Annotated in this window: 16 protein-coding genes and 1 tRNA gene; 2 read left to right on the top strand and 15 right to left on the bottom strand. The window is 25.0% G+C overall.

Annotation, left to right across the window (positions count from 1 at the left end; translation table 4 throughout):
- Positions 1 to 30 precede the first annotated feature (30 nt).
- The 11 genes from AACL15_RS01035 to AACL15_RS00985 all read right to left on the bottom strand — a co-directional run bounded on the left by AACL15_RS01035 (position 31) and on the right by AACL15_RS00985 (position 9,943).
- Positions 31 to 843, bottom strand: a complete 813-nt coding sequence (locus AACL15_RS01035; protein ID WP_339034476.1) for a hypothetical protein — start codon at positions 841 to 843, stop codon at positions 31 to 33.
- A gap of 167 nt (positions 844 to 1,010) precedes the next feature.
- Positions 1,011 to 1,994 (bottom strand): DnaJ domain-containing protein, encoded by a 984-nt coding sequence (locus tag AACL15_RS01030; RefSeq protein ID WP_339034474.1) that lies wholly within the window; start codon positions 1,992 to 1,994, stop codon positions 1,011 to 1,013.
- A gap of 27 nt (positions 1,995 to 2,021) precedes the next feature.
- Positions 2,022 to 2,711, bottom strand: coding sequence for a SprT family zinc-dependent metalloprotease (locus AACL15_RS01025; RefSeq protein WP_339034472.1), 690 nt, complete (start codon positions 2,709 to 2,711; stop codon positions 2,022 to 2,024).
- Positions 2,677 to 3,561 (bottom strand): hypothetical protein, encoded by an 885-nt coding sequence (locus AACL15_RS01020; protein ID WP_339034470.1) that lies wholly within the window; start codon positions 3,559 to 3,561, stop codon positions 2,677 to 2,679. Before AACL15_RS01020 ends, AACL15_RS01025 begins: the two co-directional genes overlap by 35 nt.
- 65 nt (positions 3,562 to 3,626) lie before the next feature.
- A complete protein-coding gene (locus AACL15_RS01015) occupies positions 3,627 to 4,520 on the bottom strand; it encodes a hypothetical protein (protein WP_339034469.1) in 894 nt (297 codons plus the stop codon).
- A gap of 156 nt (positions 4,521 to 4,676) precedes the next feature.
- Complete coding sequence (locus AACL15_RS01010; protein WP_339034467.1) at positions 4,677 to 5,108, bottom strand: GNAT family N-acetyltransferase; 432 nt, start codon at positions 5,106 to 5,108, stop codon at positions 4,677 to 4,679.
- A gap of 11 nt (positions 5,109 to 5,119) precedes the next feature.
- Positions 5,120 to 6,922: a translation elongation factor 4 gene (lepA, locus tag AACL15_RS01005; RefSeq protein ID WP_339034465.1), complete on the bottom strand. Its 1,803-nt coding sequence runs from the start codon at positions 6,920 to 6,922 to the stop codon at positions 5,120 to 5,122.
- A gap of 155 nt (positions 6,923 to 7,077) precedes the next feature.
- The gene (locus tag AACL15_RS01000; RefSeq protein WP_339034463.1) at positions 7,078 to 7,611 is read right to left on the bottom strand and encodes a DUF402 domain-containing protein; all 534 of its coding nucleotides are present in this window, start codon (positions 7,609 to 7,611) and stop codon (positions 7,078 to 7,080) included.
- Between the two features lie 122 nt (positions 7,612 to 7,733).
- On the bottom strand, positions 7,734 to 9,158 hold the full coding sequence (proS, locus tag AACL15_RS00995) for a proline--tRNA ligase (RefSeq protein ID WP_339034461.1): 1,425 nt from the start codon (positions 9,156 to 9,158) through the stop codon (positions 7,734 to 7,736).
- A 3-nt stretch (positions 9,159 to 9,161) separates the two neighbouring features.
- Positions 9,162 to 9,746 (bottom strand): acetyltransferase, encoded by a 585-nt coding sequence (locus AACL15_RS00990; RefSeq protein ID WP_339034459.1) that lies wholly within the window; start codon positions 9,744 to 9,746, stop codon positions 9,162 to 9,164.
- 106 nt (positions 9,747 to 9,852) lie between these two features.
- A tRNA-Ser gene (locus AACL15_RS00985) sits at positions 9,853 to 9,943 on the bottom strand.
- Positions 9,944 to 10,096: 153 nt separating this feature from the next.
- Between AACL15_RS00985 and AACL15_RS00980 the strand changes: the two genes are divergently transcribed.
- The gene (locus AACL15_RS00980) at positions 10,097 to 10,852 is read left to right on the top strand and encodes an ABC transporter ATP-binding protein (RefSeq protein WP_339029678.1); all 756 of its coding nucleotides are present in this window, start codon (positions 10,097 to 10,099) and stop codon (positions 10,850 to 10,852) included.
- Complete coding sequence (locus AACL15_RS00975) at positions 10,842 to 12,548, top strand: hypothetical protein (RefSeq protein ID WP_339034457.1); 1,707 nt, start codon at positions 10,842 to 10,844, stop codon at positions 12,546 to 12,548. The genes AACL15_RS00980 and AACL15_RS00975 overlap by 11 nt, the downstream gene beginning before the upstream one ends.
- A gap of 87 nt (positions 12,549 to 12,635) precedes the next feature.
- Here the strand turns inward: AACL15_RS00975 and AACL15_RS00970 are convergent, their stop codons facing one another.
- The 4 genes from AACL15_RS00970 to AACL15_RS00955 form a co-directional block, all read right to left on the bottom strand.
- Positions 12,636 to 13,130 (bottom strand): GNAT family N-acetyltransferase, encoded by a 495-nt coding sequence (locus tag AACL15_RS00970; protein ID WP_339034455.1) that lies wholly within the window; start codon positions 13,128 to 13,130, stop codon positions 12,636 to 12,638.
- Positions 13,131 to 13,244: 114 nt separating this feature from the next.
- Positions 13,245 to 15,287, bottom strand: a complete 2,043-nt coding sequence (locus AACL15_RS00965) for a PTS transporter subunit EIIC (protein ID WP_422398403.1) — start codon at positions 15,285 to 15,287, stop codon at positions 13,245 to 13,247.
- Positions 15,288 to 15,379: 92 nt separating this feature from the next.
- Complete coding sequence (locus AACL15_RS00960) at positions 15,380 to 15,613, bottom strand: hypothetical protein (RefSeq protein WP_339034451.1); 234 nt, start codon at positions 15,611 to 15,613, stop codon at positions 15,380 to 15,382.
- Between the two features lie 101 nt (positions 15,614 to 15,714).
- Positions 15,715 to 16,191: a hypothetical protein gene (locus tag AACL15_RS00955; RefSeq protein ID WP_339034449.1), complete on the bottom strand. Its 477-nt coding sequence runs from the start codon at positions 16,189 to 16,191 to the stop codon at positions 15,715 to 15,717.
- Between the last annotated feature and the right edge of the window lie 11 nt (positions 16,192 to 16,202).

Below are 16,202 nucleotides of genomic sequence, written 5' to 3'. Positions count from 1 at the left end.
TGATAGATAATATTTAGTATTTAATTAATATTAATTTTTTAATGTTTTATAAAAAATCTCTTTAGTTTGATCAGATAGCATTTTAGTTTCTGCTATTCTTAATTCTTCCTCCTCAATTAAAGGTTTATTTTCTTCAATAATTGTATTTGTAATTCTTTCTTCTTCTGAAACAATATACTCTCGTAATAATAATGAAAAGTAAATTTTTGTTGAGTGATAAATTGCAAAATTATAAAGTATTACTTCTTCATCTGTACCAAATTGAAGGCTATTATCTTCATCTTCTTCGAGTAAATCTAATAAATCACTTAATAAGTCATTTATTTTATATGTCTCTTTAATTACTAAATAGAAATCATTTATCTCTTCACATCTATGTATAATTTTCTTGATTTCATTTGCCACTATTGTGTATTTGTGTGAAATTTTCATAGTATCAATTTCTTCAATAAAACTTTTATAATTGAGATCAATAAGTTCTTTAAATGCATAATCATATATTTTTAGACTATTCATAATTTCCTTTTTTGATTCTAAAAAGAATATCCTGCTCGAATCATATAGATATTCATACTCAAAAAAATTATCACAAATTGAGATCATTCTTAATAAACAACTTAGACTATCTCTATCAACTTGATTTTTTTGTTTTACTTCAATCTCTTCAAATTTTATTTCAATAAAATCTCTAAATTTTTCAATATCTTTTGTCTCAAATCATTCTTGTTGAATTACTTTTAAGAATTTACTTTCTTCACCAAATACTGAATATAAAATAAAAATTTCTTTACTTATTAAATCACTTTGTATAAAACTATATTCTTCATATTCTTTAATAATCATTAATTATCTCCTACTATAAAATGGAAAATCCAAGTGAGTCATTTTTAAATAAATTAGTTATTGATATCTTAATAAGTTCCAAAATGAAAACAAATTTTTATTACATTTAAAGATTTCTCTATTACTATATTTTGAATAATTTTTGGCTTAAAATCTTACTTTTAAACTTAAATAATTTCATACTTTTCATAATACTTCTCAACAATTTCTTTAAATAAATTAATTTTTTTCATTTCCATTGCAGAGTTTTCATCTGAATTCAAATCTGGATGGAATTGCTTTGCCATTTTTCTGTAAGTTTTTTTAAACTCATCAGGCTTTGCCATTTTTGAAATACCAAAGTAATTAAATGCATCATTTACTTCGTCATTAAATACAAGAGTTTTTGTTTTTTCAAAGAAAGTATCAAATTGCTCATCATCATCTACTGAGAAAAAATTTGCTTGTATAGTTGAATTATTTGTTGATTTTGATTTACCATATTTACTTTCAAAAATAAATGTTTCAACTGTTAAATCAATAACTTGATCATACATTCTAGCTCAGTGATAAGTAAAATCGTCACCTAAATCAATAATTTCTTCAATTAAAAGATGATGCTTATACGGATCTAATTTTCTTTTATCAATTAATAGAAAAGCCTTCTCAATAATTCCGTCCAATGCTTCTAACGAAGTTCTTTGCATTACTTCAAAAACCCTTATTAGTGGAGTATCATTTATATTTTTATTTGCAAAAGTATAATTAAATAGTTTTCAAAATTTTTTAGTAATGTAAAAACTAAATTTAGAAAGACTATTAACAATTAATGCGGCTTCATAACTACCTAAACGATTAGAAACACTATTATATGTTTCTTTGAAATAACTTGCCATAGGATAAGAATAAAACTTTTCAACTATTGATATTGAACCTAAATTTCAAGAATACTTGTCCATGTTTTCAGGTAAATTTTGATTTTTTATTATTTCTTGAATTAAGTCATTAAACTTTGAAATATCAATAACTAAATTATCTATATTTCAATGATTAGCAGGTTTCATTGTTCTATCTCAAGTAATCAAACTTGAGATATCTTCAGAGTTATCAAAAAAATTTGATGCTTTTTTAGTCTCTTTTTGCATTTTTTTAAATTCTCGTTTTCATCCCATAAGTTTTCTCCATAAAGTTATTATACTTTATAATACATTCACTTTTAGCATTTCACTTATGTTTTTATAATTTGGCATATATCTTTCAACATATCTTCAAAAATCTTTTGAGTGATTTTTATGAACCAAATGACTTAATTCATGAATAACAACATACTCTAATGCAATAATAGGAAAATGAATCAATCTTGTATTTAAAACTATTTTTGATTTTTCAGGGAAACAAACACCCCATTTACCTTTCATAACTTTTACTGAAAGATTTTTAAAGTCCAAATTCATTACTTGCTTATATTTATTAACAATAGTTTCAAAATAGAAAAAATAATTAATTGCTATTTTTTTATACATTCTTTTTATTGTTTCTTCCTTAGTTTCATAAATTTTGAAATCAAGTTTTTCTTTTTTATCAACTTTATCCAAAAATCTTGCAACATATTTTTTATCATTAATCTTGAAAAAGCCGTTTTCTGAAATCATATAAAACTGGTTTTTTTCTCGATATTCAATTATTTTTTGAATCTTTTGAATATTTTTATAAATTAATTGTTCAATTTCTCAATCATACGCATGAAATGGTGCAGAAACATTAATACTAGTATCTTCTAACTTTAATCTAATAAATTTTTGGTCTTTTAAAGTCAAACAATAATCTATTTGTTGACCCTTATAACTTAAAGTCTTATTTAGTTTTATCCTTTTTCTTTCTTTTTGCATTTTTTCTTTCTTTTTTTTCTTTCTTTTTATTTAATATTTCTTCTTCCATTTTCTGAAACTTTTCAAATTTTTCTCTTTTTTCTTCTTCAATTGTTTCTCTTCTTACTCTTTTAACTTCTTTATTAACTTGATCTGGCTCAAATTCTCCAAACTCAATTTTTCCCTCTATAACTTGAGTTACTAAACTTCTTGAGTTCTCATCTCTAATAAAAAAATCACTATAATCTAATTTCATTTTTCTAATCATATGTGCTTCAAAAATTGAAAATAATCCAAAAATTACTATAACTCCATACATACATTGTAGAGCAATCATTCAACTACTAAATGGAGAAAAACTATCCTTTAAAGATTTTCATGCTTGATATTTTAAATCATAATTGGGATCTGTTGGATTTGTTTTAATTCCTACTTCAAATAAAGGAATTATAAAGTATATTCCATATATAAAGCCCACAAACAATATTGGTCAAAATATTAAACTAAAAGCTAAATAAGCTCTTTGCCTTCATTGTTTTTTATTAAAAAATGGTTTTACATCTGCAAGAAGTATGATTATCAAAGTCATTAATCATGAAACAGGAGCTATTATATTAATTACAAGTGTAGTATTAGATGTTAGTCTATCTGGGTATATAAATACTCCAATAAATTTTACTAAATTTCTTATTCCATCATCAAAACCAATTGTAAAACCAACAATAATTGGAGCCAATAATCAAAAAATTATCATTAATATTCTAAAAATCAGTAAAATAGTCATAAAAAAAATTGAACCAGTTTTAAAATTTTTAAAATTGATTTTTTTGACTTTATTTTTTTCTTTTTTTAATGCTTTTTCTTTTTTCATAAAATCCCCTAATACTATAATTCTATATAAAAAAAAATTTAAACAAAATAAATGTTTAAATTATTTTAATGTTTATTTTCATCAGTATTAGTTCTTCTTGACATATATTTAAATTCCCCTGTATCAAAATTAGAAGAATTAATATTATCATAATCTTTATCTTCATTAGAATTTGCAATTGGATCTTCTAAATTTAATGGTAATTCTAATTCATCATCATCTTTAACTGATTCATTTGATAAATTCTTTTTAATTTCTTCTGGTTTAATTTCCTGTTCAATATCATTTAATATTAGTTGATTTTCCTCAATTGAATATGGAATTATTTTATTATTTTTAGGTTCTTCCTCTGTAATTAAAGAAGACATATCCATTCCGCTTAAAGCACCAGTTCTTTCAATTTCTTCAATTGCTTCTTCATATGATTTATTTAGACCACTCTTCATGTTAAGAATTTTATTTTTTAAATCTGACACATCTTTAAGAGAATCTTGAGATTGATAACTTTGATCAATTATTTTTGCAGGAACTGATTCTAATTTTTGATTATTATTTTTAACTAAGAAATTTTCTGGATTTATTGAAATATTAATAATTGTAATAATTAAATCTACAATTAAAAGAGAAAGCAATGGCATAAAGTAAGTCATTTTAATTTGAACTTCTGCATTTAAATATAAAAATGTATGAATAGATAAAATAATAATTACTCAAAAACTTATAATAATATCAAATATTCCAAATACTTTTTCTACTTTATTTTTTCCTAAACTTGAAAATAGACTAATTCCAAAGTAAGCTAAACCACTAAATAATAATGCAATTCTATTTATATTAAACTCTTTAAAAGAGAAAACTATATTATTGTTTGAATCAACAGTTATTCAAGGCAAGATTAGAATAAGAGACACAGAAATTAATAACATTATTATAATTTTTCATACTTTAATTTTTTTCATCTAAATACCACCTATATTATTAATTATATAATTTTATTAAAAATAAATATATAAAAATTCCTAAAGAATTATATATTTATTATCATAAAAATTCAATTTATAAAAGAATATCCGAATTTAATAATTATCAAATAAAATTATTTTAACTAGAACGGCCTAAAACTTTTTTTTCATTTTGTAGTGCCATATTTCACCATCTAAAAATTTGTTTGAAATAACTTCAAAACCATTTTTTTTATATAAATTTAAAGCAGATTCTTGGGCATCTAAGAAAATCTCTTGAGCATTTAAATTATTTTTTATAAATTCTTCTAAGAAATTAATAATTTTATTTCCTATACCTTTACCCCTAAATTCTTTTAAAACCGCAATTCTTCCAATATATCATTCGTTTGCTTTTTTTAAAATTCTTGCACAACAAACAACTGCATCATTTTCAAAACCAATAACATGAAAACTTTGTGAATCATACTCATCATACTCATCATCTTCTGGGTATTTTTGTTCATCACAAAACACCTTTTTTCTAATTTGACATGCTTGATTAAAAATATCATTTTGTGTTGAGTACTCAATTAAAAAATTCATTAATTATCCTCCTAATCATCTAATTTAAGAACAGCTATGAAAGCTTCTTGTGGTACTTCTACAGAACCTATTGCCTTCATTCTTTTTTTACCTTCTTTTTGTTTTTCCAATAATTTTTTCTTACGTGAAATATCTCCACCGTAGCACTTGGCTAAAACATTTTTTCTCATTGCCTTAATAGTTTCACGAGCTATTATTTTTCCACCAATTGCAGCTTGAATTGGAACTTCAAAATTTTGTCTTGGAATTATTTCTTTTAACTTTTCAGTTAAAATTCTTCCTCTTGTTTGAGCAAAATCCCTATGAACTATCGTTGATAAAGCATCAACAATATCTCCATTTAATAAAATATCCATTTTTACTAATTTTGATTGCTTATAACCTATTAATTCATAATCAAAAGATGCATAACCCTTTGACATTGATTTTAATTTATTAAAAAAATCAAAAACAATTTCGTTTAATGGCATATCATAAACTAAAGTTCTTCTCATATCATCAATATATTCTATATCAATATAATTTCCTCTTCTATCTTGACATAGACTCATTAAATCTCCCAAATATTGATCTGGGGTCATAATTGTCACCTTAACAAAAGGTTCTTCAATAAATTTTATTTTTTGAGGATCTGGTAAAAAAGCCGGATTATCAATTTGAATTGTTTCATCATTTGTTTGAGTAACTTTATAAATAACAGACGGAGCAGTAGCAATTAATATTAAATCATATTCTCTTTCAAGTCTTTCTTGAATAACATCCATATGTAATAAACCTAAAAAACCACATCTAAAGCCAAATCCCAAAGATTGAGAACTTTCAGGTTCATAAACCAAACTTGCATCACTCAAAGAAATTTTTTCTAATGCTTCTTTTAGATCTTTATATCTTGCTGTATCAACAGGATATATTCCACAATAAACCATAGGATTTAATTTTTTATATCCATCAAGGGCAACTTTTGCGCCATTTTCTTTTGTTGTTATTGTATCTCCAACTTGCACATCTCTTACTGTTTTAATTGCTGCAGCAATTCACCCAACTTCTCCGGCTTCAAGTTTGTCTTTCTTTACTTCATAAGGTGTTTTAACTCCCAACTCTGTAACTTCATATGTTGCTTTTGATTGCATCATTTTAATTGTTTGGCCAACTTTTATTGTTCCCTCCATAATTCTTACAGAGACCATTACCCCTCTATATTTATCATAATAAGAATCAAAAATAAGTGCTTTTAATGGTTTACTGTCATCAGGGTCTAAAGGTGCAGGAATAAACTTTACAATTGCCTCCAAAACATCTTCAACATTTAAGCCAGTTTTTGCACTTATCATTGGAGCATTTGAACAATCTATTCCAATCACTTTTTCAATTTCTTCTTTTACTCTTTCTGGATCTGCTGCAGGTAAATCAACTTTATTAATTATTGGTACTATTTCTAAATCATTGTCTAATGCCAAATAAACATTAGCTAATGTTTGCGCTTCAATACCTTGACTAGCATCAACAACTAGCAATGCTCCTTCACAAGCAGCCAAACTTCTAGAAACTTCATACGTAAAATCAACATGACCTGGCGTATCAATTAAATGAAAAATATATTCTTCACCATCTTTAGCTTTATACTTTAATTGAACTGAATTAAGTTTTATTGTAATTCCACGTTCTCTTTCAATATCCATTGAATCTAAAAGCTGTGCTTGCATATCTCTTTTTTGAACAGTTCCAGTTAATTCAAGTAATCTATCTGCTAAAGTTGATTTTCCATGATCAATATGAGCGATTATACTAAAATTTCTAATTTTTGATTTATCCATTTTTAATCGCCTCTTAGTTTTCTTTAAATATTATAACCAATAATCTATTAATAAAAATTAATTTATTATGAGTCACTAAAAAATAGTTCTTAAAAGACTTAAAATTATATTCTCAAAATTAAAGAAATTGATTCAAAAAAATAATTTTTACTCTATTATTTTTTATTTTTTATTTCTAAGTATTTTTTTCAAATTTCATTTACATAATCATGAATAAAAGGTTTTTGTCTAGTTTTTATCATTTCTTTAATTTCATCAACACTTTTTCATACTTTTTCTATAATATCTCTTGAGTAATTCCAACTAATTCTATTTCTATTAAATTCTTTTAAATCCAATATTTTATAACTATAGTCATTAAAAACTTTAAAATCTAAATCATAATCTATATATTTTACTGTATGTTCTTCAAAAATATAAGGTGATGCTAAATTACAATAGTAATTAATTCCACGTTCCTTAAACATACATATTATGTTATATCATTCGTTCTTAAAAAAGAATCATATAGCTGGTTCATTTGTTTTTCATTTTCTACCATTAATTTCAGTAATTAATACTTCCTCATTAATTAATATTATATGATTTTCTGTTTCTTCAAAAATACTAACTTTTTCTCATGATCTATATAATTTTCCATTGTGTTTATACGCATGAACAAAAACTAAATCTCCAGTTTTTGATTTCATTCAAAAACCTCCTTTCAGTACCCATTCTATATTATTATTAATATATAAAATAATTATAACTACAATTCAAGCTATATTTAAAAAAACAAATACTTTCATATTTGTTTTTTTAAATAAAATTATTAATATGCTCTTGCAAAATATACCATTAAATTTGATTCTTTATTACAATTAAAACATTTTGATTTGATTTGATCTACGCCATCAGGAATACATCTTGAGTTTGTTGAAGTTTTTTGTTTTACATCATTTTCACATTCAATGTCTCCACAAAAGGGCACTAATACAAATCCTGGTGTTTTTTCAATAATTGATAAATATTGCTTTACACTATCTGCTTTAAAAGTTTTATCAAGTCTATTTTTTAAAGCTTTTTGATAAAGATTTTTATCGTGCTCTAAAATTTCATTATTTATATAATTTTCAACATCCTCTAATTTTACTTGTACTTTATTTCTTAAGTCTCTTCTAGAGATAGTAACAACTCCATCTTTTAAGTCTCTTGGTCCAACTTCTACTCTAATTGGAACTCCTTTGATTTCAGCTTCAGAAATTTTAAAACCAAAAGACTTGTCACTTTTATCTAGTTCAACACGATAATTTAAATTTAAGTTCTTTTGCAAATTATTTGAAATATCCATTACTTCCTTGGAATCATTAATTGCAATAATTGATATTTGAATTGGTGCCACTTTGCTTGGTAAAACAAGTCCAAAATCATCTGAATGAGTCATAATAATTGCACCGATTAACCTTGTAGATATTCCCCAACTTGAAGAATATGCATATTCTTCCTTTTGGTTTTTGTTTTGAAACTTAATATTAAAAGCTTTTGCAAAATTATCTGCAAAATAGTGACTTGTTCCAGACTGCAATGATTGTCCATCATACATTAATGATTCAATTGTATAAGTTTCTTTAGCTCCAGCAAATTTCTCTTTTTCAGTTTTTCTTCCAGAAATTACAGGTAACAAAAGAATATTATTTGCCAACTTTTTATAAATTTCTAAAATATCCAAAGTCATTTCCTTAGCTTCAACTTTTGATGAATGAAAAGTATGCCCCTCTTGTCATAAAAACTCACTACTTCTTAAAAATGGTCTTGTTGTTTTTTCTCATCTCATAACATTTGCTCATTGATTATATTTAACTGGTAAATCTCTGTATGAATTTATTTCCCTAGATAAAAAATCAGCTACTAGAACTTCGCTTGTTGGTCGAATGAATAAGTTTTCTCCTAAATTTTTATCTCCAACTTTAGTAACAGTTGCAAGTTCTGGAGCAAATCCCTCTACATGTTCTTTTTCAGCTAGAAAAAGTTTCTCTGGTATTAAAAGTGGAAAATAGACATTCTGAATTGCTATTTTTTTAAATTCAATATCTACAATTTTTTGAATTAGTTCTCAAATAGCATAACCATGTGGTTTAAAAATCATTGTTCCTTTTACAGGCCCATATTCCATAAGTCCAGCATTTTTAACAACGTCTGTATATCACTTACTAAAATCCACATCTCTAGAAGTTATTTTTTCCATTTTATTTGCCATTAATTATTTTCTCTCTTTCTTTTTATCAATATTTCCAGTTTCTCCAAAGAAAACATCAATATCAATATCATTTGCTTCTACATATGTTTGAATTCTTTTCAAATTTGCCTTATCTTTAATTAATATAAATTCAATTGCTTCTAAAGGTAATGTTTCATATATATAAACAATATTTTTTGCCTCATCAAATGCTCAATCATTTTTAGTTAATTTAGCTAAATTATGAGGGTCAATTCCAATAACACTAATTTTTTCAATATCTACTTTTGACTCACTTGCTCATTTTCAAAAATGAGCTCTTGTTGATGAATCAAATTCTAATCCAATTGAGTTTTCATTTTCTAGATAAGTTCAGACAATATACTCTTCATTTTTTTTAAGATTTTGATCTTTTAAAAGTCTAATACCGCGCTCTAAAATTAGTAATATATTATTTACATCAGTATAAAAATATAAGTTATTAATATTTTTAGTCTTAATAATATTTAAAACTTTTTTTTGTTGTTCTTTACCTTTAAATAATTTTTTAAAAAAACCCTTTTTAGGTTTATTTTCACTTAATTCCTTATTTTTATCATTTTTTTTCATGTTATAAACCTCTTAATATATTTCATATTACTTATTCTATATCTAATACATTATATATTCAAATAAAAAACCAAGATTTTAAAATCTCGGTTGTATTTTTTAAAAATGGCGGATTGAGAGAGACTCGAACTCTCGCGCCAGTTACCCGGCCTAACACCTTAGCAGGGTGCCCTCTTCACCAACTTGAGTACCAATCCATTTACATTTTTAATTATAACAAAAATATTGCTTTAACATAAATAGATTTTTTTAAATTATTAAAAACAATTTAGTTTAATAAAATGACAACATTTTTGAAAAAAAAAAAAAAAACATTAATGCATATATAATAAAGCAATGGAGAAAAACAAATGATAGAAATTAAAAACTTAACAAGGGTCTTTAAAAACGATACTGGTATAAAAAATGTCAGTTTCAATATTAATGACCAAGATATTATTGCCTTTGTTGGTGATAATGGTGCTGGAAAAACAACAACAATAAAAGCAATTTTTGGAGAACTTCACTTAAAAGAAGGAGAAATTTTAATAAATAATGAAAATTTATTTATTAATAATAACTTACAAAAATTGGCTTTCTTTCCAGATACTAACAATATTCCACTAGACATGAAACTTCACGAATATATATTATTTTTATGTGCTGCTAATGGAATCAACAAAAAACAATTAGAAAATAAAATTAAAAATATCTATGAAATGCTTGATTTAAATAAATTTAAAAATAAAAAGATTAAAGAGTTATCTGCTGGATGAAAGAAAAAGGCAATTATGGCAAGTGTACTTGTTCGTTCTCCAAAATATATTATTTTAGATGAACCAACAGCAAATCTAGATGTTGAATCAAAAATAGAGTTTATTTCAATTCTTAAGGAGTTAAATAAACTAGGTGTTACAATTCTTATCACAAGCCATATCATTGAAGAGCTTCAAGAAATAGCAAATCATTTAGTTCTTATCAAAAACGGAGAAATTGTTTATGATAAACAATTTGATAATAAGAAAGAGTTAATAATTAACATTTATAAAAAGTTTATTGATCCAAAAAAAGTAAATATTGAATTAATTTCAAACTTATATAAGGAGGATAAAGAAAATGAAAAATAAAAATGTAAAAAGTTTATTTATAATTTATTTTTTAAACTTAAAATTGGCTTTAAGAAATAAATCTATTATTATCACAGGTTTAATTTTCATTTTTGTTAGTTCCTTATTTATTCTTATGCAATCACTTTCAAGTAGTTATCCTAAAATGCAACTAATGAATTTATCATTATTTAAAACAGTGTCATATATCTGTAGTGGATTTTGCTTTAGTATTTTTCTCACTTTAATTTCATTCTTCTTTTTTAAAAAACAAAAGGATGATGGAATTCAAAATATAGAGTTAAGAGCAGGAATACCCATTTGACAATCATTTTTGTATAGATATTCACTTGCAATATTAATTTCAATATTATATGTTTTAATAAACTTTATTTTAGGTACTTTATTTACACTAATTTCAAACTACGAGCAAGTTATTGTCAATGATATATTACTAACTCAATTGGCTTTTTATTTCTTTTTACCCATAGTATTAATTCCTTTTATAATAGCTATTTCAATGACTTTTAGTGTAGCAATTGGGATTTTAAACAATTTATTATTAGCACTGTTAATTTTTATATATCCCTTTGGTGCTGCAATAAGTAGTCAATTAAATGGAACTTTCAACAAAATATCAGAAACTAGTTATCTAAATGCCAACATTAATATGCATCTTGGTCACTCATTCTATAATAATTTAAAAAATGTTGAGAACTATAATGAGATCTTCAAAGAAAGTGAAATTGATTTTAGTTATAAAGATTTTGATAATATTAAAAAAAGAGCTTTTTTAAATGGTCAATCTAATTTACTAAATAATAAAAATGAAGTTCTAAGTGAAAATGAAGTTCTAAGTGAATATAAAATTTCTAGTCTTATGAGTGAAATTTTTGAAAAAGCACAAGATCTTAAACCTTATAATTCAAATATTGAAAATAAATATTGATTACTCTCTAAAGAAGGATGATCAGAAAAACAAGTGTATATTGAAATTCAACCGACTTTAGAACATTTAAAAAAACAGTTGCCAGAATTATTAAGTTTATTCAATTGAATTGAATATACTTATAATAATTATTTAACAATTATTAAAGACGGTGAACCTGGAGATTCAAACGGATTAGCCTATTCAATTTTTAAAAAAAACTCTTTGGATATTGAATCTACTTTCAAATTTGAAAATGAGGATTTAAATAAGACAAATGAAAAAAGATTTGATATTTATAAAAATCATCCTGAAATTATGATAATTAATTGACTAATTATGTCAGGTTATAGAGCATCAATGTACAATGATTTTAATAACTCAGACAATGATATTTTAAGTATTAAAAATAATGGCATTAACTATGACTCTGAATTTAAATCAAATAATAGTTCTGCTAATGGTAATTTTTTAAACAACTGATGATATATTTATAGAGGCAATAATACAAAGCCTTTTGTAAATGATTATGTTTCTTCAATTTCATCTATGATGCAACCAACTAAGCCTTTAAAATATTATTCAAAAAATGATATTGAAGAGATTATTCAAAGAACAAAACCAAAAGAAGAAAAATTAAACGATGAAGATTTATCTCTTTATAAAGATTTAGATATGAAATTAATTGGTGGATTTAATATGACATTATGCATAATATGCTGAATAGCTTTTTCTGCAATATTGACATATTTAAATTTATTAATTTATAAGAAAAAATCAAAAATATAAATATTTATATATTTTCTAATTTTAAATCCAACATTTATCTATGTTGGATTTTTTTCATTTAACTAATAAAAATATAATTTAGAATTATTAAAGGTCTTTTTTAAAAATGAAATGCTTCATTTCCTTTTCGTTATAAATTTTTTTAAACTCTCCTATTTTAATAAAATCATTTTTTAAAACAACTTTTTGAGAGATTAAATTATCATATTTTATTAAAGAATAAACTTGCTTTAATCCATATTTATTTTTTGCAATATTTAATAAATCTAAAACAGCTTTTGTAGCGTACCCCTTTTTTCAAAATTCATATTTAATAATATATCCAATTTCATATACAATATTTCCATTTACTTCTTGTAGTGTTATTCCTGCTTGACCAACTACTAAATTATTTTCTGAGTCAGTAATAAGTTTATAACCTAATTCATTTTCTAAATATCTTTTATGTTGTTTTTTTATTCAATCATGTACATCTTTTTCATTGAAGTCATGTTCTCAAGCTTTCATAACTTTTTTATTTAAAAGCATATCAGCAATATCTTGATAATCTTCAATACTCATTTTTTTATAAGATAATTTCATATTATAAGCTCTTTCCATTTTATTTAATTATAAAGTATAAAAAACCATATTAGTATTCTCTTGTAAGACATACTTAATAAGGTTTTATCTTTTAATTTAAAATATTTTTATTTACTAAGCCTCATTGTTTTTTTTGGCTTTTCGTTGTTCACCTAGAATTTTTATCATACGTGGTTTAATGGCTTCTTGTTCTCCACCATAAACAATCTGAACATTTGTTCCTCTAATAAGAGCTCCATTGGCTCCTCCTAAAGATATGATACCTTCTTTATCAACAACACTTCCGTCTTTTACAGTTACACGTAAACGACTTGCACAAGCATCAACATCGACAATATTGTTTTCTCCACCTAAAAACTCAATTATCTTTGTGGCTTTTTGAACTCTTGCATTTTCAGAAGAGCTCTTATTATTTTCAATTTTTATATCATCAACATTCTGACCTTTTGCTTCTTTGTAATCAGCTTTTGTTGCTAATTTAACATCACTACTTCCATCTCTTCCTGGAACCATTACATTTCCATATTTTACTGCAAAGTAGAATGAGAAGAAGTAAGCTGGTGCCATAATACCTGCAACCCCTAGAATTGCAAATACTGATGTTGCACTCATAGCTTTACTTCCAAAGAATGGAATTATTCCAAATACTATGTAATCAATAAATCCTCCTGAAACTGTCATTGAAACGTGAGTTCTAAATAGTCCAGATAATAAGAATGAAATTGATGCTAATGGCATATGTACACCATAGAATAATCAAGGTGCTAAGAATAAGAATGTGTATTCTATTGGTTCTGTAATTCCTGTTAGGAAACAAGTAAAGGCAGCTGAGAAATAAATTCCCATTACTGATTTTCGATTTTCCTTAGGAACATTTAATCACATTGCTAATCCCGCCATTGGTAATCCTAACAACATAAATCCAAACTTACCAGATTGGAATCTTCCAATATTTAATCCTAAAATATCTAAATCTTTAAAATTTAAAACTTCAGAATTAGCAATAACTTTATAAGCCATTGTCTGATCTCCCATTGATTTTCATAAATCAGTATAATTAGTACTTATTAAATTTCTAATTTGTTCAAATGATGGTGTTGCTGTTCCTAATAATTTAACTGCATCATGATTTTTAGCTCATAGATCTGCAAATTGTTGTTGAACAATTGGATCAATTGTTTTTTCAAAAGCTTCAGCAATTGAACCTCCAGCGTTTGTTCATCACAGCGGTGCATAAAACACATGGTGTAATCCAAATGGCACTAATGAACGTTCTGCAACTTCATAAATTAATGAATCCACACCATAAGGAAGTTTTCCTGATGCTTGTCCAAATGCTGCTAATCCCATACCTAGATATGGTCATAAAAACATAAATATAAATGACAATGGAATAACTGCAACAAATGTTACAATTGGAACTAATTTTGTTCCACTAAAGAAACTTATTGCAGAAGGTAATTGAGTATCATGAAACTTATTGTAGCATTTTGCTGCAATTGCCCCAACAAATATACCTGCAAATACCCCTGTATTTAATGAATTAACTCCAATATTTGAAGTAATTAATCCATTTGGAATTCAATTAATTCATAGTAATGAATAATAAGCGCTTCCAGCAGCATCAATATGTTCTAAACTTGAGTTAATTGCTGAACCTTTCCCAGCTTCAGCAATTTCTTGATTAGCTGCAGATACATATTTGGCAATATCTTGTAAGCCAAAATCAAAGTTTTCTCAAATAATTTCTCATTTATTGTCTCCAACATTTGTATAAAGTTGGTGTCAAGTTTGATCATTTAATTGTACTCAAACTGTACTTTGATCTACTACGCTTGTATGTAATAACGCAGCTTGCATCCCATTCATAACAAGAAAACCAACAACTGCTGTTAAAGCTGCTATTCCTGAGTCCTTAGTATAAGCTAATGCAACTGATATACAAAATAATACTGGTAAATTTCCAAAACAAACATCACCCATTTTATTTAGAAGTGATCCAAAATAAAATAGAAATGCAACATCACCAGCATTAGATGAAATCGCTGCACCAACACCAAGAAATACACCCGCTATTGGTAAAAGTGCTATAGGTAATAAGAACGCTTTACTTAATTTTGAAAGTGTGGGCATAATATTTTTACCCATGCTTTTCATTTTAGCAGTAAACTTATTTGAAGACTTTTCACCAGTTTTTTGAGTAATATTTTTCATTTAGTTTATTTCCTTTCTTTTGTCGTGGTTGCTAACTAGAACATCATCATTAAACCAGTAAATGCCATTATAAAACCAAAAATTGCAACAAAAATAGGAAAGTTTTTTTTAGTAAACTCCCAAATTGTTTGGCTTTCTTGATTTCCAGTTTTAAAATTTGAATTATCTTTTACTTTATTTTTGGCATAATATGCCCAATATCCAAAACCTACAATTATTAATAATCCAATTATTAACAATGACAACCCTATAATTTGATTTTGTTCCATTTTAAAATTCTCCACACTTTTATTATATAATGGAAAATTTTTTATTGCAATAACATTTTTAAGTTAAAAATATATAAGTGTTTCCAAAAGGTTTTTTAATTTTATATATTGAAACCTCTAGTATCAGCTTTAGTTTTTTTTATTCAATACTTAAATTTATTCTGATCTTCATTTATTTCTAATTCAATGAATCTAATATCTTCATTTTTTAAACCCTTTTCATTCATATAGTCTTCTATATTTTTATATTCCTTACTTTCAATTTTATTTACAATCTCTAATGTTGTTTCACTAAAATTGCTACTTTTGAATATTAATATTGGTCAAAAATACTCTTTTGAATTAAAATTATTAAAAATTAGGGCATAAATACCTGACTTATTTTCAAATTCATCACCATATTTTAATAACCTTTTATTTTTAAAGATCTTTTTAATGTCATTACTTTCCATTTCCTTTTTAAATTTAAAAACAGAAGAAGCACCTCAAATTGAAACAACTAGACCGATAATAAATAAAATTATTATTAATGATAAAGCTCATACTGGAATACTTGTGCCTTTATTAATTTCATTCATATAATAAAACT

The organism is Spiroplasma endosymbiont of Cantharis rufa (assembly GCF_964019665.1).
Classification (GTDB): domain Bacteria; phylum Bacillota_I; class Bacilli_A; order Mycoplasmatales; family Mycoplasmataceae; genus Spiroplasma_A.
The sequence above is the reverse complement of the archived record's forward strand: the minus strand, read 5'-3'. Positions and strand labels throughout refer to the sequence as shown.